We start from the raw sequence: 17,891 nt of genomic DNA on the forward strand, positions 1-17,891 counted from the left end.
TGCTTTGAATTCCGGCATAGCGCTCTAAGACTGCGGGTTCAGGCCCAAGCAGTCGGAGTGTGCATGTCGCAGACCCTCATATTCGCCGTGATTGTCGGTGCAGTCGTGGCGAGCGGCTTCTTCGTTCCAAGCTTTCGTCCCTATTTGCGGCCCATGCCGTTCGTCGCGTTCCTGCTCGGCATATCGAGCGGCTTTCCGCTGACGCTGCTGCTGGCGACCATGACCTTCTGGCTCTCCAAGGTCGGCATCGACAAGTCCACGATCGGCTTCGCCATTGGCCTGACGACGCCCTACACGCTCAAATTCCTCTGGGCGCCGCTGGTCGACAAGCTGCCCTTGCCGGTGCTCACCCGCCTGTTCGGGCAGCGGCGCGCCTGGCTGTTTTTCATTCAGGCATTGCTGTTCGCGGCAATCTGGCAATTGGGCGCCAGCGATCCGGCCGCCGATCTGGCACGATTTGCGCTCTGGGCCATCGCCGTCGCCTTCCTCTCCGCCACGCAGGACATCGTGATCGACGCCTATCGCATCGAGATCCTGAGCGAGCAGGAATTGCCGCACGGCACGGCGATGAACCAGTTCGGCTATCGCACCGGCAATCTGTTGGCCGGTGCGGGGACGATCTTCCTCGCCTCCACCGAAGGCGCCGGGCTGGGTTGGGCCGTCGCCTATGGCATCACCGCCTTCTGCGTGCTCCCGGCTGCCATTGGCGCGCTGCTAGCGGGGCCGGGGCGCTATGTGGAGCACCGCGCGGTGCGCGAGGGGCTAGCGATGGGCGACTGGCTCAAGGAGACCATCGTCAATCCATTCCGCGAGTTCCTCTCCCGCCACGGCGCCTTCCTCGTCCTGGGTTTCGTGCTGATCTACAAGATTGGCGATGCCATGGGGCAGGTGATGCTGGCGCCGATGATCGTCGAGCTGGGCTTTACCGACACCGAATATGTCACCGTCAACAAGTTCGTCGGCTTTGCCGCGCTGATTGCCGGGTCGGCGCTGGGTGCGCCATTCATCGCCCGGCTGGGCATGGGGCGCGCTTTGTTCGTCTCCGGCGCGATGATGATGCTCTCCAACCTGCTGTTCTGCGCGCTGGCCGTGGCCGGACATTCGACGCCGATGCTCGCGCTGGCGGTGGGGACGGAGAATTTCACCAGCGGCATCGGCCTGACGGTGTTCGTCACCTATCTGTCCGGCCTCTCGAGCCTGGCTTATACCGCGACGCAGTTTGCCTTGCTCTCATCCTTCGCCGCAGTCGGCCGGACATGGCTCTCGACGCCTTCGGGCTATCTCGCCGAGGGGCTGGGCTGGGTCGGTTTCTGGGCATTCACCGTCGTGGCCGCCATTCCGGGCATGATCCTGCTCTGGATCATGTGGACGAAAGGCTTCGTGGTGGAGTCCGTGCGACAGCCCAGCACGCAGGACGATTAGCGACGCGCCTCAGACCGGCGGCTGGTTGTTCGCGACCAGCACCTGCCCGGCCAGATAGAGCGTGCCCGCCATGAGCACGGTGCGTCGCGGCCCGGCGGCGACATCCGTCAGCGCCTCCTGGATCGTGGTGAAGCTACGATGCGGCACCTCCCAGGCACGGGCAACTTGCGCGAAGACCTCCGGCCCGTGATGCTCATGGCCGGGCACCGGCAGCGAGCGGATCGAGCGGATCAAGGGACGGAGCGGCTTGAGGAAGCCGGCGACGTCCTTGTTCGAGAGCATGCCGATGATCAGGTCGATGCCCTCATCGGCCAGATGGCTTTCCGTCAGCGCGTCGGCCAGCGCCTTGCCGGCATCGGGATTATGCCCGCCATCGAGCATCAGCGTCCGCCCGGGCAGCATCGCATTGAGCGGGCCCCCTTCCAGACGCTGCATGCGCGCGGGCCAGTGCGCCCAGAGCGGCGCGGCGCGCAGTGCAGCCTCGGGGAGCGGCACCGCCTGCTGGTGGCGGAGCATGGCAATGGCGAGGCCCATATTGGAAATCTGGTGGGCGCCGTGGAGGCGAGGCATCGGCAATTCGATCCGCCCGGCTTCGTCGCGATAATGCAACTGGCCCTGATATTCAGCGATGTCCCAGCTCCGCCCGCGAGGCAGATGCGCGGCACCGGCCTTGTCGGCCACGCGCGCGATCGTGGCGTTCATCGCCGGGCGATAATGCTGGGTGACCAATGGCGCCCCGGCCTTGGCGATGCCGGCCTTCTCAAACGCGATGCGGCTCAGCGGGTCTTCCGGCACGTCATGGTCCGGCGCGAGGAGGAAGCTCTCATGATCGATCGCCAGCGAGGCGATACCGCAGGCGACAGGGGTCTGGATGACGTTCGTTGCGTCCAGCCGTCCGCCCAAGCCTACCTCGATTACGCAGGCATCCGCCGGCACGGTGGCGAACAGCATGAAAGCTGCGGCGGTGGTGATCTCGAAGAAGCTGGCGTTCAGATCGCCGCCGATGTCGAGCACTTGCTCCAGCGCGCGGGCGAGCGTGTCATCGTCGATCAACGTGCCGGCAAGGCGAATGCGCTCGTTGAACCGCACCAGATGGGGAGAAGTGAAGACATGGACGCTCTTGCCGTCGGCTTCCAGCGCCGCGCGCAAATAGGCGCAGGTCGATCCCTTGCCGTTGGTGCCGGCGACATGGAAGACCGGCGGCATCTCCAGATGCGGGTTGCCCAGCCGGCGGACGAGTTCGCTGATGCGCTCCAGCCCCAGCACGTCGCGGCCGGGCGAAAGCGCCATCAGGCGATCGAGTTGCGCCTGCACAGCAGGGTGGTCGGAAACGGCGTGGTCAGCCATCGCAAGGCCTCTGGGTCAGGTGCCGCCCGGCCTGCTTGCCGGGAGACTCGGCCTGCTGCGCAGGTCGGCGAGTCCTCAAGCAGGCGCGGACGGGACGGTAATCGGTGGTTTTATGCCGCTTGCTTCGTCGTCAGATAGCCGATCGTCTTGGCCAGCGTCGCCTTCATTTCCTTGCGATGCGTCACCATGTCAATCATGCCGTGTGCGAGCAGATATTCGGCCCGCTGGAAGCCCTCGGGCAGCTTCTCGCGGATGGTGTTCTCGATCACGCGGGCACCGGCAAAGGCGATCAGCGCATTGGGCTCGGCAATCTGCACGTCACCCAGCATCGCATAGCTGGCGGTGACGCCCCCGGTGGTCGGATCGGTCAGCACCACGATGTAGGGCAGGCCAGCCGCGCGCAGTTGCTGCACGGCGACGGTGGCACGGGGCATCTGCATCAGCGAGAGGATGCCCTCCTGCATCCGCGCGCCACCAGCGGCGGTAAAGATCACATAAGGGCAGGACTGGCGCACGGCTTCCTGCACGCCCGCGACGAAGGCCGCGCCAACCGCCGTGCCCATCGAACCGCCCATGAAGGCGAAGTTCTGCACGCCGACAACGGCAGGCTGGCCATCGATCCGGCCGGAGGCATTGATCAGCGCATCCTGGTCCCCGGTCTGCGCGCGAGCGGCCTTGAGACGATCGGTGTAGCGCTTGGAATCGCGGAACTTGAGCGGGTCTTCCTTGACAACCGGCGCGGGCAGGATGTGCATCGTGCCCTCATCGAAAATATGCGCGAAGCGGGTGTGCGGGCCGATCCGGCCATGATGGTCGCAGCGCGGGCACACCGAGAGATTCTCGTCCCATTCCTTCTGGAAGATCATCTGGCCGCAGCTCGTGCATTTGTGCCAGAGATTGTCCGGTGTCTCGGTCTTCTTGGCGATGAAGGGCAGGGCATTGCGAACGCGGTTCAGCCAGCTCATGCGGCTTTCTCCTTCTGATTGAGCGCGGCGCGGAGGGTCGCCACGAAGTCGCGGACCGGGCCAGCGGCCTGGGCGCCATGCTTGCCGACAAGCTCGACGATGGCCGAGCCGACGACGACCCCTTCAGCCACCGCGCCGATGGCGGCGGCCTGCTCGGGCGTGCGCACGCCGAAGCCAACGGCCACGGGCAGATCGGTTGCGGCCTTGAGTTTGGCGACGGCGGATTCGATGCTGGTTTGCGCGGCCTGCTGCAAGCCGGTGATCCCGGCGACAGACACATAATAGAGAAAGCCCGAGGCGCCCTCCAGCACGGCCGGCAGACGCGCGGCATCCGTGGTCGGCGTCGCAAGGCGGATCAGCGAGACGCCAGCGCCGCGCAGCGCCGGGCCAAGCTCGGCATCTTCCTCGGGCGGAATGTCGACGCAGATCACGCCATCGACGCCCGCCTTGGCGCATTCGGCGGCGAACCAGTCGGCGCCGCGTACGGTCATCGGGTTGGCATAGCCCATCAACACCAGCGGCGTCTCCGGATGGCGGGCCCGGAAGGCGGCGGCGATCTCGAAGATCTTCGCCGTGCTGATCCCCGCCGCCAGCGCGCGCAGATTGGCGGACTGAATGGCCTGCCCGTCCGCCATGGGATCAGTGAACGGCATCCCCAGCTCGATCACATCCGCACCGCCCGCGACCAGCGCATCGAGCACGGAGGCGGTGTCAGCAGGCGTCGGATCGCCGCCGGTGACGAAGGTGACGAGTGCGGCGCGCCCTTCTGAGCGGGTGCGGGCGAAGGTGGAGGTGAGGCGGTTCATATCTTCGCTCCCAGCGCCTGGGCGACGGTGAAGATGTCCTTGTCGCCGCGACCGGAGACGTTGACGACGATCAGCTTGTCCTGCGGCATCGCCGTAGCCTCCGCCTCCAGCGCGGCGAGAGCGTGGGCGCTTTCGAGGGCGGGGATGATGCCTTCCTGCTGCGAGCAGAGCTGGAAGGCGTCGAGCGCGGCGGTATCGGTCACCGGTACATAGCGCACGCGGCCGCTCTCGTGCAGCCAGCTATGCTCGGGGCCGATGCCGGGATAATCGAGGCCCGCCGAAATCGAATGCGCTTCGGTGATCTGGCCGTCCTCGTCCTGCAGCAAATAGGTCTTGTTGCCATGGAGGATGCCGGGCTTGCCGCCGGTGAGGCTGGCCGCGTGCTTGTCCGTATCGATGCCGTGGCCCGCCGCCTCGGTGCCGACCATCGCCACATCTGGATCGTCCAGGAACGGGTGGAACATCCCGATGGCATTGGAACCGCCACCGACGGCCGCGATCAGCAAATCGGGCAGGCGCCCTTCGGCAGCCAGCATCTGCTCGCGGGTTTCCTTGCCGATCACGCTCTGGAAGTCGCGCACCAGCTCGGGATAGGGGTGCGGACCGGCGGCAGTGCCGATAATGTAAAAGGTGTTCTCGACCGTCGCCACCCAATCGCGCAGCGCTTCGTTCATCGCATCCTTCAGGCTTTGCGATCCGCTGGTGACGGGGCGTACTTCCGCGCCCAGCAGCTTCATGCGGAAGACGTTGGGCTGCTGCCGCTCGATGTCCTTGGCGCCCATGAAGATGGTGCAGGGCAGGCCAAAGCGCGCGCAGACGGTGGCCGTCGCTACGCCATGCTGGCCGGCGCCGGTCTCGGCAATGATCCGCGTCTTGCCCATGCGGATGGCGAGCAGGATCTGGCCGATGCAATTGTTGATCTTGTGCGCGCCAGTGTGATTGAGCTCTTCGCGCTTGAAATAGATCTTGGCGCCGAAACCGGGCTTGGCGCGCTCGCGATAATAAGCGGTCAGCCGTTCCGCGAAGTAGAGCGGCGAGGGGCGGCCGACATAATGCGTCATCAGGCCGTTAAATTCGGCTTCGAAAGCCGGGTCTTCCTTGGCAGCGCGATACTCGCGCTCGAGGTCGAGGATGAGCGGCATCAGCGTCTCGGCCACATAACGGCCACCGAACTGGCCGAAATGGCCGCGCTCGTCAGGCAGGGCGCGCAAGGAATTGGGGCGGGAATTGGGGAGGGTGGTTGCAGCAGTCACTGTGCGTCTCTCTTGGTCACTGGGGTCGGGTCGCGTCGAAAGGGTCGAGCGATCAGCGCCATCGTGTCCCGATGCATCTGGCTATGGCAGGCAGTGTCATCATTCCCAACCGCTTTGCAGAAGGTCGCGGCCTTGTCCACCGCATTGACGCATTCGGCGGCTGGCCTTTGGGGCAGTCCGGCAAGCGGCGCCCGCTTTGCCCTCCGTCTGATCCATCAGGCCGGCGGGGCGGGCACGAGGATCAGGGTTCGATCCTCCACGCGCCAGGAGGCCAGTTGGGAGAGAAAGTTCATCCCCAGCACGTCCATGTCGCCCAGCGCGGGCGAGATCACGACCTTGAGATTTTGGGCCGTCAGCGGGCCGATCGCGAGGCGCTCGACGGTGCCCGTTTCCGCCTGCACTGTTCCGTTCGCTGTCTGGAGCACGACCGGCAGCAGGCTGGCCCCGCGGGGCACGCCTGCCAGGTCTGCCGTCCCCGTGGACAGCGCCGTAACGGTGGCGCCGCTATCGATGAGCATCCGCCTGTCGACGCCATTGATCTGCGCCGTCGCCCAGAAATGGCCGTCGGGCGACATCCGGATGCGCACCTCGTCGCCCACGACTTGCTGGGAGTCGACGCCGAGCCGGCTGCTGAAGCGGGACAGGGACGGGTCGAATGGCGCCTGCTGAAACAGCACGAACAAGGCAAACGCCAGCAACGCGAACGAAAACAGGGCGCGCAGAGCCCGTCCCACATAGGGGATTTTGAAGATCAGAATGAGGATCAGCGCCGCACCGCCCGCATAGAGCGCGAGGTGAAGCCATTCGGGGTTGGTCGTCATCGGCATGAAAGCTCAACCGCAATCACGTGCATTCGATCCCGCACAGCGCCCGCGAACCGCCAGGGGGATCCAATCAGCCAGCCTGCGCCGCACGGCAAAAGTCAGCGATCTTGGCCACATCCTTGACGCCCGGCGCGCTCTCGATGCCGGAAGAGACATCCACCAGCGGCGCGCCAGTCAGGCGAATGGCGTCGGCGACATTCTCCGCATCCAGCCCGCCCGAGAGGCCCCAGGGCAGCGGCGGGCGATGGCCGGCGAGCAGCCGCCAGTCAAAGCGCAGGCCCATGCCGCCGGGCAGAGCCGCGCCGTCCGGCGTCTTGGCATCGTAGAGCAGGAAATCGGCCGCGCCCGCATAAGCCGCACCAGTGGCGAGATCGCCGGCGGTCTTCACGGAGATGACTTTCCAGACCTCCAGCCCGGTGCGCTGGCGGATGGCCGCAGCCCGTTCCGGCGTCTCGCGTCCGTGCAACTGGGCAATCTCCATGCCGCCGGCAGCGACGAGCGTATCGATCAGATCATCGCTCGGATCGACGAGAACGCCCACCCGCTTTACATGGGCGGGCACCCGCGCGGCGATGAGGCTCACCCGATCGGGCGCGAGATAACGCGGGCTGGGCGGGAAATAATTAAGGCCGACATGGCTCGCGCCGCCACGCACGGCCGCATCGATAGCTTCGGCGGTCTTGACCCCGCAAATCTTGATGGCGACCTTGGGCATGAACAATGGCATCCGGTTGGGCATCGCCGGCGCTCGCAGCCGGTCCGCGCGCTAGGTAGGGGAGGATTGCTGCCAGCGCAACGCGGCGGAACAGCCTCAGCGGATCATCGCCCCGCCGAGCAGCGTGAGCAGCTTCACGTCCACCGCATAGCCTTCCGCGCGGCGGCCTGCGATCCAGTCGGCGAAGCCGGCGAGCGGGACGCGGTGGACGCGGATGTCCTCGCCGGGAACGCCGCCGCCATCGCTCACTTTCTCAAGGTCGAAGGCACGGAACAGGGTGAAACTTTCCGAGACCATGCCGGGCGAGCTCCAATATTCGCCCAAATCCTCCATGCGGCCTGCGCGATAGCCGGTTTCTTCCTCCAGCTCGCGCGCGGCGGCCAAGCCGGGCTTTTCGCCAGCCGATTCGTCGCCCACCAGTCCGGCGGGTAGTTCGATGCAGCGCCGCCCGAGGGGGACGCGAAACTGGTCGACCAGCAGAATATGGCGCCCGTCCGCGCCTTCATCGATGGCGATGATGACGGCGGCCCGGATGCCGCGGGCGCGCGAGACATATTCCCAGCGACCACGCCGCTTGGCGGTGATGAACCGGCCCTCCCACATGGTTTCCTCGGGGAAGCGGAATTCGTCTTCAGGGGTGGTGTCGCTCACAGTTCGATCAGCCGATCCGGCAACTCATTGGGATTGTCGGCGCTTTTGGGGCAGTGCTCGGCAAGGATGAGGCCGGCTTTCTCGATGGCGAGCGCCATGCCTTGCGCGATGCGCCCGGCGCGCACTTCGTCGATCATCGTGGCCATTGCTTCGCCCCAGACTTCCGGCGACACGCGCGAGGCGATGGCTTCGTCGGCGACGATTTCCGCGCGATGCTCATCGAGCGAGAGGTAGAGCAACATGCCCGTAAGGCGGCGGGTCCGCGCCTCGGCCGAGGTGCGGAACAGCAGCAGAGCGCGCCGCCGCACGCGGCGCGATTTGGTCGCGCCAGGCGTCACCAGCATCCGCAGCGCCGGTATCGCCAGCAGATAGCGCATGATCAGGTAATGAAGGCACATCTGCCCGAACATCAGCAGGTAGAGCAGGTGTCGCGGCAACTCATGATGCCAGCCGCCGGTCAGGCCGATCAAGGCTTGCTCATAGGCTGAGGGGAAGGCGGCAGCGACCAGCGGCACCAGCAGCATGAACAGCAAGGACCAGTGCAGCCCGACATCATGATAAGCATCCGACCGGCGCGCGACGATGGTCACGATCTCCGCGTCGGTCTTCAATTCGGCCTTCGCCACGGCATCGGTGACGATGCGATGATCGGCCTCGCTCATGGAAATCCGCCTGCCCATCACCAGCCTCCGCTCGCGCCGCCGCCGCCGAAGCTGCCGCCACCGCCGGAAAAGCCGCCACCGCCGCCCCAGCCACCGCCGCCACCCCAGCCGCCGCCATCATTGTCGCGACTGTTGAGCGCGCTGCGAATGGCCGCTTCTGCCCCCCAGATGATGATGGGGTGGATGCCGCCGCGATAGCGCCGGCCGCCGCGCAATCGCCCGAAAATGGGCAGCACGACGAAGAAGAGAATGAAGATCGCGAAGAAGATCGCCGGCCCGAAACCTTTGCCCGCCTGGCGCTTGTCCTGCTCGGCTGCGGCCGAGGCGAGCTTGCGCTGTTCTTCAGGCGGCAGTTCGAGAATGCGCACGATCTCGGCGACGCCCGCGCTGATGCCGCCCGGAAAATCCCCATCGCGGAAGCGGGGCGTGATGACATCGCGGATGATGCGGCCAGACAGTGCGTCCGTCAGGATCGGCTCCAGACCATAGCCGACCTGAATGGTCAGCCGGCGCTCGTTCGGCGCGACCAGCAGCAGTACCCCGCTGTTGGTATCCTTCTCGCCGATGCCCCAGGCGCGGCCAAGCCGATAGCCATAATCGCTGATCTCATAGCCATTGAGGTCCGGCACGGTCGCCACGACCAGCTGGCGGCCGGTGGTCTTTTCCAGCGTTTCGGATTGCTGGGTAAGGGCTGCCTCTGTGGCGGGGTCGAGAATGTCGGCGCCGTCCACCACCCGCCCGGTCAGCGCGGGAAAGCTCTGGGCAAGCGCAGCATCCGGCCGCAGCATGAGCAGCGCGGCCAGAAGCAGCATAAAGCGCATCAGCGCCGGCACGATGGCCGGCGCGACAGGGCGGTGGGAACGGGTCAATTGCCGTTGAACATCGCGCCGACATCCGGCGTGGTGTCAGCACCGGCCTTGGCCTCGAAGGGCGTCAGCGGCTTGGCGCCATGGATCAGCTTGGCGCCGATCATCTCCGGGAAGGTGCGGATGCGCGTGTTATAGTCCTGCACCGCGAGATTATAGTCGCGGATTGAGATGTTGATGCGGTTTTCCGTGCCCTCAAGCTGGGTCATCAGGTCTGCGAAGCGCTCCTGGCTCTTGAGGTCGGGATAGCGCTCGACGGTGACGAGCAGGCGGGAGAGGGCGCCGCTCACATTGTTCTGCGCAGCCTGAAACGCCTGGACCTTGGCCGGGTCGCTCAGTTGATCCGCAGTGACCTGCACCTGCGTCGCGGAGGCGCGGGCACTGATCACGCCTTCCAGCGTCTCCCGCTCGATCTGCGCGGAATTGCGCGCGACGGCGACGAGATTGGGAATAAGATCGGCCCGGCGCTGATAAGCCGCCTGCACGTCAGCCCATTTGGCCTTGGCATTCTCCTCGGCGGTGGGCACCGAATTGATGCCGCAGGCCGCCAGCGCCAGCGGCAAGGCAAGCAGCAGAAACATGCGCAGTGCTTTGAATGGCGATGAAAGCGTGGCCATGGCGGTCTGTCCCCTCATAAGGCGGTGTATCGCTTGAGTGATACGCTAAATAGGGTGTTGATTGCCCGCCCGCAACGGGCTTAGCTGCCCCGCATCATCCAAATCCATCATCAGCAGCCCGCAGACGGCAGGGGAGAAACACGATGCTGACCGAATTCAAAGCCTTCATCGCACGGGGCAATGTCCTCGATCTCGCCGTGGGCGTCATCATCGGCGCAGCCTTCGGCGCCATCGTCAGTTCGGTGACGGACGATCTCATCATGCCGGTCATCGGCGCGCTGCTCGGCGGCCTGGATTTCTCCAATTACTTTGTGCCGCTGGCCGCCGTCCCCGCCGGGACCGAACCGACGCTGGAGGCCATGAAGGCTGCGGCGGTGCCGGTCTTCGCTTATGGCTCGTTCATCACGGCGGTGATCAAATTCTTCATTCTGGCGTTCGTCATTTTCCTGATCGTGCGGCAGGCCAACCGCTTCTTCGTTAAGAAAAAAGCGGAGGAGGTTGCAGCGCCTGCTGGGCCCTCCGAGGTCGATCTTCTCAAGGAAATCCGCGACGTTCTGAAGGCGAAGCCCTGATCGGTCCGTCGCATCGCGGTGAACGAAAGGTTGCCGAGCCGGGAACCTTTGTCGCTGCGGGGGTTTTGTTTGCAGTCTCGTGACAGATGGCGGGACCTAACAGGAGACAGACGCGTGAAACCCATGATGATCCTTGCCGCTGCAGGCGTAGCCCTGACGCTGGCCGCATGCGATTCCAAGGAAGCGCAGAACGTCGAAGATGCCTATGACAACCGGGCGGACGCGATTGACAACCAGGCTGACCAGCTTGAGCAGGCGAGCGACCACATGAACGGCGCTGCTGAAGACCGCGCGGAAAACGCCGTGGATCGTCTTGAAAATCGTGCGGATGCCGTGCGGAACATGGGCGACGAGAAGGCTGACGCGATCGACGCGGCCAAGTGAATTACCAATTGATCTAAACGCTCGCTGAGCGTTTGGTTCGACCGGCCCGGCATAGTCCACAGGGATTATGCCGGGCTGTTTGCGTCTGCGGGCTTCTCAACCGCGAATTGATCCCTATATGAGGATCTGCCGGCTTGTCCGGCTATGGCGATAAACTGCGGCGTGTAATAGGCGCAGCGGACCCGGGGGCGGTACCCGGCGGCTCCACCAGAAGTGGCTCTTCCTTTCAGGAAGAACTGTTCCTGACGGGGCCGAACTAGGATCGACGTGTGTTGAAAAACGCTGTTTTTGCCCGGGCTGAGTAACCCGTTCAAGGCTCAAAACCCATAAGTGCCAACGATAACGAAGCACTTGCTCTTGCAGCGTAATTGAGGGCCTCACGGCCTGACATTACCCTAACAGAACGCGGTTGGACCGAACCGGGCAACAGAATCGGATTCCAGCGGCACGGGGAGCGCCGGGCAACAGAAGCTCCCCACCTGATGCCTTTCTCGCACAGCTTTTGAAGACCCGACTTCTGTGGGGCGCTGCTTCGCGGCTCTGGCGTTTCGCGCCCTGAACGTTGCTGCGAAGCGCAGAATCATGAATATTACAGAATTATGACAAAATGCTCCTCTCGTACGTACACACGAAAAATCATGACTATCCTTATGATTTTATGAATTTAAAAATTTTTGTTCGAATATTGATAGCGAGTCATAAAACTGAAATACTCTCGGTCAGATTTCAAAAGATACGAGAGGAATTGTCATGAATTTCAAGATTTTGATTGCAGGAGGCGCCGCGCTCGCGGCACTGGGCTGCACAGGCGCGATCGCCCAGACCGGCGGTGCCACGGGCAGCTATGCCGCCACCGCCATTTCTGCCGGAAAACTGGATGAAGCCGAGCGCCTGTTGCAGCCGGCCAGCATGACCGATGCTGCCGATCCCGCGCGGCTCATCAACATCGCGACGGTCTATGCGCGCACGCAGCGCAAGGCCGAGGCGCGCGAGGCGCTTATGCGCGTTCAGTCGCTGCCCGCCGAGCAGCTCGATCTGGCCGATGGCGCCAGCTATTCGAGCCACGCCGTCGCCCGCACCCTGCTGGCGCGCCTCGATCAGCACTGAGGCCGATCCGGCTCCCGGCCGGACATCATCACGAGAAGGTGCGCGGACGCAGGTCTTGCGCACCTTTTTCTATAGAGGGGAGCGGCGAGCCAGCCAGCGGCAGTTGCAATGCCATACATCCTCCCGCTTCCGAAAGCTGGGCGGATGTTCGCGTCCAAAACCCTTGCGGTCCGCCGATCTCCAAGCCCTGCAACAAAACTGACATGAATTCGTCACGCGAATGACGCGGGGATTGCATCCCGCTGTCACACTCATCGCCTAGCTGCCGCGCCGAGGGCGCAAGGGGGACTTCACAGAGTCGCTACTCCCGTTGGCCGTCCTGCAATCGAAATCCGGAACATCCGGCAGCGGAGACGACGATGAAACTGATCAATCGGACTATCAACTTCATGCTGGCAGGCGCGGCCCTGCCGCTGCTCGCCGGTTGCGGTGCGAGCGAGATCGCATCCCCGGGTACGGGCGGTATCGTGATCAACAATCCAACGCCCACCCCCACGCCGACTCCTACACCGACGCCGACCAACTCGGTCACCGCGGCGCTCGGCTGTCCGACGATCAACAATCCCACCCAGCTGACTGACTCGGGTACGATCTCCGGACCGACCGGAACGTGGCGCGTCTGTTCGCTGCCCGGCGTCATCAGCCGTAACCTGACGTTGGAGAAGATTCCCGGTCTCGTTTATTATCTTAACCCGGCCATCAACAACGGCCGCGTGGATGTCGGCTGCGACGGCGGTTTCTCCGCGCCAAGTTCTGGCTCGCCCCGCGAAAGTACCACGGTCGGCTGTCGCGCAAGCGAGATCGCGGGCCTGGGCCTGCAGAGCTCAGTCGCTAACGGGTCGGGCCAACTGATTGCAGACACCAACGTTACACTGACCATTCAGCCGGGCGTAATTGTCATGGGCCAAGGCGCGGCTTTCCTTGCGGTCAACCGTGGTAACAAGTTGGTCGCCGAGGGCACGCAGACGTCACCCATCATTTTCACCAGCCGCGACAACGTGCTCGGTCAGGAAACCGACACATCGATCGGTCACTGGGGTGGCGTGATCTTGATGGGTCGCGCGCCGGTCACCGACTGCAACTTCGGCACCGTGGGCGTCGATTGCGAGCGCAACACCGAGGGTTCGGTGAACCCCGCGCGGTTTGGCGGCAATGACCCGACCTACAATGCGGGGTCCATGAAATATGTCCAGATTCGCTTCTCTGGCTTTATCCTCAGCGGAAACACCGAACTGCAGGCGCTCACGACCGAAGGCATCGGTAGCGGGACCAAGCTTGATTACATCCAATCGCACAACAGTTCGGACGATGGCGCTGAGTTCTTCGGCGGTGTAGTGAAGTTCAAGCACTATATCGCAACCGGCGCCGACGACGACAGCCTCGATCTGGACACGGGTGCGCAAGGCGCTTTCCAGCATGTCATGCTGATCCAGCGTCCGGGCCAGGGTGATGCACTGTTCGAGATCGACAGTGATGGCAAAGAGACCGACGCACCGCGCTCGAAGCTATACGTCGCGAACTTCACAGCCCTTCAGTCGCAATCCAGCACCAACAACGAAGCCAACGATCTGGCTTCGTCGCTGTTCCGCGGCAACTCGGATACGACGCTGGTCAACGGCGTCATGGTGACGCCGAATAACGAATGTATCCGTCTGAACGGGTCAGGCTCGACGGCGGATCGTGCCACTCTCAAGGCCTATTCGGTCCTGCTCCAGTGCAACAGCGCCAAATTCCTGGGCAACAAGAGCTCTGACTCGAACGCCGCCCGCTATACGGCTGCGGACGTGGCTCTGGCTTTTGGCGCCGGGTCCAACGGCAATAACGACGCCTATACGTCGTCGCTGACTAGCCTATTTATCAACGGTGCCGCAGAAAACGCAGTCGCGGGAACCGATCCCAAGACGATCGCCGGCCTGAGCACGGACTTCCGCGACTTCTTTGACAGCACGACTTATGTCGGCGCCGTCAAGGACGCGAACGACACGTGGTACAAGGGCTGGACCTGCAACTCCAGCTACGCGCAGTTCGACGATACGAGCAATACGAACCGGAACTGCAGCTCGCTTCCGACCACCTGATCGGTTGCCCGAACCTCACTGTTGAGCGGGGTGCGGCGCTGATCGTCGCACCCCGCCGTGACACCGATTATATTTAGGGGATATTCCATGGCGACGCCGCTCAAGTTCGGGGTCTTGCTGCTTCTATCCACGGCGTTCGTTGCCCCTGCAGCGATCGCTCAGGAAGCCAAGGCGGTTCAGGAAAGCGACAATACGGCTCCTGCTGCTGACGGCCAGGAGCAGGCTGCTCCGGACATTTCCATCCCAGGCGGGGATATTGTTGTCACGGGCCGTCGCAATGCGAATGTTCAGCAGGCTGCGCCGGCCGTTGTCTCGGTTCTTTCGACAGCGGACATCGCCCGGACCGGCGAAGGCAACATCGCCGGCGCGTTGGGCCGTGTCACGGGCCTGAGCGTTGTGGGCAATGGCTTTGTGTATGTGCGCGGGCTTGGCGACCGCTATTCGCTCGCTTTGCTCAACGGCCTGCCGCTACCCAGCCCCGAGCCTCTCAAGCGCTCAATTCCCCTCGATCTATTCCCCACCAACATCGTCTCGTCCTCGCTCGTCCAGAAGAGCTACTCGGTGAACTTCCCCGGCGAGTTTGGCGGCGGTGTGGTCAATCTTACCACCAGCGTGGTGCCGCAGGAGAGTTTCCTCACCGCGACGATCGGCGGCAGCTTTCATTCGGAAACGACCGGCATCAATGGTTACACCTATTATGGGTCGAAGACCGACTGGACGGGCTTCGACAATGGCACGCGCAACACGCCGGCGGGCCTTGCGGCTTATTATGCGACCGGTCTCACGACTAGTCAGATCACCAATGAACAGAACAGAACCCTCGCTGGGTCGCTGGTGACGCCAAGCCTGTCGATCGCACAGCGCGACGGCACAATTCCGCCCAACTTCTCGGGCAGCCTGTCCGCCGGCACGTCCTTCGAGCTGGGCAGCGACGCAGCGCTCGGCTTGATCGCCACTGCCGGGTTCAGCAACAAGTGGCAGACCCGCGACGCCATCCAGCAGTTCTCGAGCCAGGACGATCTCGGGTTCCTGAACTCGAATTTTGAGCGGGTGACGACGACGGATCGCAGCGTCGCAAACGGCCTTCTGGGCGTTGGCCTGGAATTTGGCGACAACAAGATCCGGACGACTGCACTATACATTCGCGATACGCTGAAAAGCACGCGCATCGGAATCGGCACCCGGTCCCAGGGGGCCACATTCCAGGTGCAGGACACCGCCTGGTACGAGCGCCAACTCATCGACACACAGGTGGTCGGAGAGTTCAAGCCGTTCGATGGGCTCAGTGTTGATCTGCGTGCCAGTTACGCCAATTCTCAGCGCGAAGCGCCGGCCGAGACGAGTTTCGAGTATTTTCGAACGGGTAACAGTGAGGATCCCTATGGCAACCTCTATCAGATCAGCCTGACCGGCAATGTGGGTAATCGCCCACGCGTTGCCTTCTCGGACCTGAATGAGGATTTGTGGGCAGCAGGGGGTGACGTCACCTACAAGCTTACCCCGGACATCAGTCTGGGCGCCGGCTATTATTATCAGGTGACGCGCCGTACTACCGTCCGCCGCGAATTCCAGTTGAACGCTGACAATTCAACGCCGACGGGTGTTCTGCTATTGCGGCCCGATATCCTGTTTTCGCCGGGCGTCATCAATGCCGTCGGACCGGGTGGTGCGATCAATCCCTATGGCATCGAAGCGAACGAGGTCGAGCCGAACCCGGCTTGGAGCGCTCGCCTCAAGAATCACGCCGGTTACGGCAAGATCAACTGGCAGTTGATACCGGGCCTTACCGTCGATGCTGGCGTCCGCTTTGAAAGGGCGTTCCAGCGCACCCAGCGTATTCAGGTCTTCCTCTCGGACGCTTCGGTGTTCCGCACTGCCCTGAAGAATGACTACTGGCTTCCGGCCGGAACGGTGACCTGGGAGTTCCAGCCGGCCATGCAGCTGCGCTTCAATGCCTCCAAGACCATCGCACGGCCCCAGTTCCGCGAGCTGGTGCTTCAGCCTTATTTCGACCCCGAAACCAACCGGACCTATACGGGCAATCCATTCCTCACGGACAGTAAACTGACCAACTTCGAGGGCCGGTACGAATGGTATTTCGATCGCGACCAGCGGCTGTCCGTCGCCGGGTTCTACAAGACGATCGATCGGCCGATCGAGGCGTATCTATCGCTCGACTCATCCGGAAACAGCGCGTCGACTTTCTTCGCCAATGCGCCGAAGGCAAGTCTGTACGGTGTTGAAGTTGACGTGCAGAAATATTTCAACATGTCCGACTGGTTTGCTGGCGATATGTTCGCGGCCCGCCGTTTGGTGACGATTGCGAACTACACTTACACCAAGTCCAAGCTGAAGGTTGCGAGCGGCGATACCACCATTGGGGCCAACGGCGTCGTGACTGCTGCAACTGCCTATTTCAAGGACGGTTCCTCGCTGACCGGACAGTCCGATCACATCGTCAATTTCCAGCTCGGCATGGAGAATACGGACCGGTTGTCGCAACAGACATTCATCCTCTCCTACGCCAGCAAGCGGGTGACCAGCCGGGGCGTGTCTGGCGTTCAGCCGGACGTGTTCGAGCATCCTGGCTTTAATCTCGACTTCGTCTGGAGAGAGGGCGTGCTGATCGGAAACCGCGAGGTCGACCTCAAGGCAGAGGTCCGCAACATCCTGTACAACAAGTATCGCGAATATCAGGAATTGGGCGACCGGCGCGTCTACTATAATTTCTACAATATCGGTACGACCTTCAGTCTCTCAGCGTCGCTGAAATTCTGATCCACTGCGGGAAGCCGCACTAAAGACCCAGAAAGCGCCCGACCAAGGAAAGGTCGGGCGCTTTCATTGTGTCGAATATGCTGGCTATCGTGACCACATGGCTTACCCCGCCCAAAGCCGCTCGCGATACCACTTCGTGATGATGTACTTCACGCCCGAGCGCACCTTCATGCCGTGATGGATGGTGGCCGGGTTCATTGTCCCGTCCGGCAGGCGATTGTTCCAGGCGACCAGCTTGCCGGTTTCCGGCTGGATCATCTTGTCGACCTGGGTGAAGCGCGTGGCGCCGCCGGCGGCGGGCTGGTTGAGATAGACCATCAACGTCCAGGTGCGGTTGCCCGAGCGACCGCAATAGCGCTCAAAATCCATGCCGCCCGGCTCGAAATAATCGGTGTGCGCCTTGAATTCCTGACCCACGGCGTAGCGCTGCCCCTGCAACTGTTCGCCCTGCGCGGGATCGATGCCGCTATAGGCCGCGAGCTTGGCGTTGATCGCGGCGACGAAGGGGTCGCTATCCTCCAGATCGCAGGTCTCGCTGGTGCGGAAGGCTTCGTAGCCGAGATCATCGGCGATGGTGGAAGGCCGGCGGTTGGCTTCGATGCGATCGATCAGCCCTGCGCATTCGTCCGAATCGAGAAAACCCTTCTTCACGAACAGCGTGAGGTCGCGCCGAGGGAGGCGCTGAATGCCCGGCTGACCGGCAAGAAGAGGTGCGTCGAGCATCGACATGGCTGAACGGTGCGTCTAGCAACGGGAGCGGAGCTGGATCAACCGCTCCACGGCGATTATTTTTGCGGGGTAGACGGCGTCCGACCGGCCATTCAGCGCATCTCAGCGTCGGTTG

17 protein-coding genes and 1 other RNA gene are annotated in these 17,891 nt (G+C 63.2%); 7 read left to right on the forward strand and 11 right to left on the reverse strand.

What is annotated here, in order from left to right; translation table 11 throughout:
* Positions 1 to 63: 63 nt before the first annotated feature.
* Entirely contained in the window at positions 64 to 1,422 is a 1,359-nt protein-coding gene (locus M2343_RS01435) for an AmpG family muropeptide MFS transporter (protein WP_264575320.1), read from the forward strand.
* A gap of 9 nt (positions 1,423 to 1,431) precedes the next feature.
* Here M2343_RS01435 and M2343_RS01440 read toward each other — a convergent pair whose 3' ends face one another.
* The 10 genes from M2343_RS01440 to M2343_RS01485 all read right to left on the reverse strand — a co-directional run bounded on the left by M2343_RS01440 (position 1,432) and on the right by M2343_RS01485 (position 10,128).
* The gene (locus tag M2343_RS01440; RefSeq protein ID WP_264575321.1) at positions 1,432 to 2,769 is read right to left on the reverse strand and encodes a bifunctional folylpolyglutamate synthase/dihydrofolate synthase; all 1,338 of its coding nucleotides are present in this window, start codon (positions 2,767 to 2,769) and stop codon (positions 1,432 to 1,434) included.
* Between the two features lie 110 nt (positions 2,770 to 2,879).
* Complete coding sequence (gene accD / locus M2343_RS01445) at positions 2,880 to 3,734, reverse strand: acetyl-CoA carboxylase, carboxyltransferase subunit beta (RefSeq protein ID WP_264575322.1); 855 nt, start codon at positions 3,732 to 3,734, stop codon at positions 2,880 to 2,882.
* Positions 3,731 to 4,540 carry a tryptophan synthase subunit alpha gene (trpA, locus tag M2343_RS01450; RefSeq protein WP_264573317.1) on the reverse strand — a complete coding sequence of 270 codons (810 nt, stop codon included), beginning with the start codon at positions 4,538 to 4,540 and terminating at the stop codon, positions 3,731 to 3,733. Before trpA ends, accD begins: the two co-directional genes overlap by 4 nt.
* Positions 4,537 to 5,793, reverse strand: a complete 1,257-nt coding sequence (gene trpB / locus M2343_RS01455; protein WP_181560251.1) for a tryptophan synthase subunit beta — start codon at positions 5,791 to 5,793, stop codon at positions 4,537 to 4,539. The genes trpA and trpB overlap by 4 nt, the downstream gene beginning before the upstream one ends.
* A gap of 215 nt (positions 5,794 to 6,008) precedes the next feature.
* Positions 6,009 to 6,620, reverse strand: coding sequence for a TIGR02281 family clan AA aspartic protease (locus M2343_RS01460; RefSeq protein ID WP_264575323.1), 612 nt, complete (start codon positions 6,618 to 6,620; stop codon positions 6,009 to 6,011).
* A gap of 67 nt (positions 6,621 to 6,687) precedes the next feature.
* The gene (locus M2343_RS01465) at positions 6,688 to 7,332 is read right to left on the reverse strand and encodes a phosphoribosylanthranilate isomerase (RefSeq protein ID WP_264575324.1); all 645 of its coding nucleotides are present in this window, start codon (positions 7,330 to 7,332) and stop codon (positions 6,688 to 6,690) included.
* Between the two features lie 96 nt (positions 7,333 to 7,428).
* Complete coding sequence (locus M2343_RS01470) at positions 7,429 to 7,935, reverse strand: NUDIX hydrolase (RefSeq protein WP_264577465.1); 507 nt, start codon at positions 7,933 to 7,935, stop codon at positions 7,429 to 7,431.
* Positions 7,936 to 7,979: 44 nt separating this feature from the next.
* Positions 7,980 to 8,645 (reverse strand): TPM domain-containing protein, encoded by a 666-nt coding sequence (locus M2343_RS01475; RefSeq protein WP_264575325.1) that lies wholly within the window; start codon positions 8,643 to 8,645, stop codon positions 7,980 to 7,982.
* 17 nt (positions 8,646 to 8,662) lie between these two features.
* Positions 8,663 to 9,466 carry a TPM domain-containing protein gene (locus tag M2343_RS01480; RefSeq protein WP_264577466.1) on the reverse strand — a complete coding sequence of 268 codons (804 nt, stop codon included), beginning with the start codon at positions 9,464 to 9,466 and terminating at the stop codon, positions 8,663 to 8,665.
* 44 nt (positions 9,467 to 9,510) lie between these two features.
* Positions 9,511 to 10,128, reverse strand: a complete 618-nt coding sequence (locus M2343_RS01485) for a LemA family protein (RefSeq protein ID WP_181560247.1) — start codon at positions 10,126 to 10,128, stop codon at positions 9,511 to 9,513.
* Between the two features lie 143 nt (positions 10,129 to 10,271).
* Between M2343_RS01485 and mscL the strand changes: the two genes are divergently transcribed.
* The 6 genes from mscL (at position 10,272) to M2343_RS01515 (ending at position 17,047) form a co-directional block, all read left to right on the forward strand.
* Positions 10,272 to 10,700: a large conductance mechanosensitive channel protein MscL gene (gene mscL, locus M2343_RS01490; RefSeq protein WP_181560246.1), complete on the forward strand. Its 429-nt coding sequence runs from the start codon at positions 10,272 to 10,274 to the stop codon at positions 10,698 to 10,700.
* A gap of 123 nt (positions 10,701 to 10,823) precedes the next feature.
* Positions 10,824 to 11,084: a hypothetical protein gene (locus M2343_RS01495; RefSeq protein ID WP_264572283.1), complete on the forward strand. Its 261-nt coding sequence runs from the start codon at positions 10,824 to 10,826 to the stop codon at positions 11,082 to 11,084.
* Positions 11,085 to 11,173: 89 nt separating this feature from the next.
* Positions 11,174 to 11,564, forward strand: a transfer-messenger RNA (tmRNA) gene (gene ssrA, locus M2343_RS01500).
* A gap of 270 nt (positions 11,565 to 11,834) precedes the next feature.
* Entirely contained in the window at positions 11,835 to 12,191 is a 357-nt protein-coding gene (locus tag M2343_RS01505) for a tetratricopeptide repeat protein (RefSeq protein ID WP_264575326.1), read from the forward strand.
* 359 nt (positions 12,192 to 12,550) lie between these two features.
* Positions 12,551 to 14,269: a hypothetical protein gene (locus M2343_RS01510; RefSeq protein WP_264575327.1), complete on the forward strand. Its 1,719-nt coding sequence runs from the start codon at positions 12,551 to 12,553 to the stop codon at positions 14,267 to 14,269.
* A gap of 87 nt (positions 14,270 to 14,356) precedes the next feature.
* The gene (locus tag M2343_RS01515) at positions 14,357 to 17,047 is read left to right on the forward strand and encodes a TonB-dependent receptor domain-containing protein (RefSeq protein ID WP_264575328.1); all 2,691 of its coding nucleotides are present in this window, start codon (positions 14,357 to 14,359) and stop codon (positions 17,045 to 17,047) included.
* 102 nt (positions 17,048 to 17,149) lie between these two features.
* Here the strand turns inward: M2343_RS01515 and M2343_RS01520 are convergent, their stop codons facing one another.
* Positions 17,150 to 17,776, reverse strand: a complete 627-nt coding sequence (locus tag M2343_RS01520; protein WP_264570914.1) for a prolyl hydroxylase family protein — start codon at positions 17,774 to 17,776, stop codon at positions 17,150 to 17,152.
* Positions 17,777 to 17,891 lie beyond the last annotated feature (115 nt).

Source organism: Sphingobium sp. B8D3B (assembly GCF_025961875.1).
In the GTDB taxonomy this organism is placed as follows: domain Bacteria; phylum Pseudomonadota; class Alphaproteobacteria; order Sphingomonadales; family Sphingomonadaceae; genus Sphingobium.

What these genes read in the sequence shown, in the direction of transcription:
- M2343_RS01520 (WP_264570914.1), bottom strand. Translation starts at nt 17,776, where the DNA reads ATGTCGATGCTCGACGCACCTCTTCTTGCCGGTCAGCCGGGCATTCAG.
- M2343_RS01485 (WP_181560247.1), bottom strand. Translation starts at nt 10,128, where the DNA reads ATGGCCACGCTTTCATCGCCATTCAAAGCACTGCGCATGTTTCTGCTG.
- trpA (WP_264573317.1), bottom strand. Translation starts at nt 4,540, where the DNA reads ATGAACCGCCTCACCTCCACCTTCGCCCGCACCCGCTCAGAAGGGCGC.
- M2343_RS01480 (WP_264577466.1), bottom strand. Translation starts at nt 9,466, where the DNA reads ATGCGCTTTATGCTGCTTCTGGCCGCGCTGCTCATGCTGCGGCCGGAT.
- mscL (WP_181560246.1), top strand. Translation starts at nt 10,272, where the DNA reads ATGCTGACCGAATTCAAAGCCTTCATCGCACGGGGCAATGTCCTCGAT.
- M2343_RS01435 (WP_264575320.1), top strand. Translation starts at nt 64, where the DNA reads ATGTCGCAGACCCTCATATTCGCCGTGATTGTCGGTGCAGTCGTGGCG.
- M2343_RS01515 (WP_264575328.1), top strand. Translation starts at nt 14,357, where the DNA reads ATGGCGACGCCGCTCAAGTTCGGGGTCTTGCTGCTTCTATCCACGGCG.
- M2343_RS01475 (WP_264575325.1), bottom strand. Translation starts at nt 8,645, where the DNA reads ATGAGCGAGGCCGATCATCGCATCGTCACCGATGCCGTGGCGAAGGCC.
- M2343_RS01465 (WP_264575324.1), bottom strand. Translation starts at nt 7,332, where the DNA reads ATGCCCAAGGTCGCCATCAAGATTTGCGGGGTCAAGACCGCCGAAGCT.
- M2343_RS01470 (WP_264577465.1), bottom strand. Translation starts at nt 7,935, where the DNA reads ATGTGGGAGGGCCGGTTCATCACCGCCAAGCGGCGTGGTCGCTGGGAA.
- M2343_RS01510 (WP_264575327.1), top strand. Translation starts at nt 12,551, where the DNA reads ATGAAACTGATCAATCGGACTATCAACTTCATGCTGGCAGGCGCGGCC.
- accD (WP_264575322.1), bottom strand. Translation starts at nt 3,734, where the DNA reads ATGAGCTGGCTGAACCGCGTTCGCAATGCCCTGCCCTTCATCGCCAAG.
- M2343_RS01495 (WP_264572283.1), top strand. Translation starts at nt 10,824, where the DNA reads ATGATGATCCTTGCCGCTGCAGGCGTAGCCCTGACGCTGGCCGCATGC.
- M2343_RS01440 (WP_264575321.1), bottom strand. Translation starts at nt 2,769, where the DNA reads ATGGCTGACCACGCCGTTTCCGACCACCCTGCTGTGCAGGCGCAACTC.
- M2343_RS01460 (WP_264575323.1), bottom strand. Translation starts at nt 6,620, where the DNA reads ATGCCGATGACGACCAACCCCGAATGGCTTCACCTCGCGCTCTATGCG.
- M2343_RS01505 (WP_264575326.1), top strand. Translation starts at nt 11,835, where the DNA reads ATGAATTTCAAGATTTTGATTGCAGGAGGCGCCGCGCTCGCGGCACTG.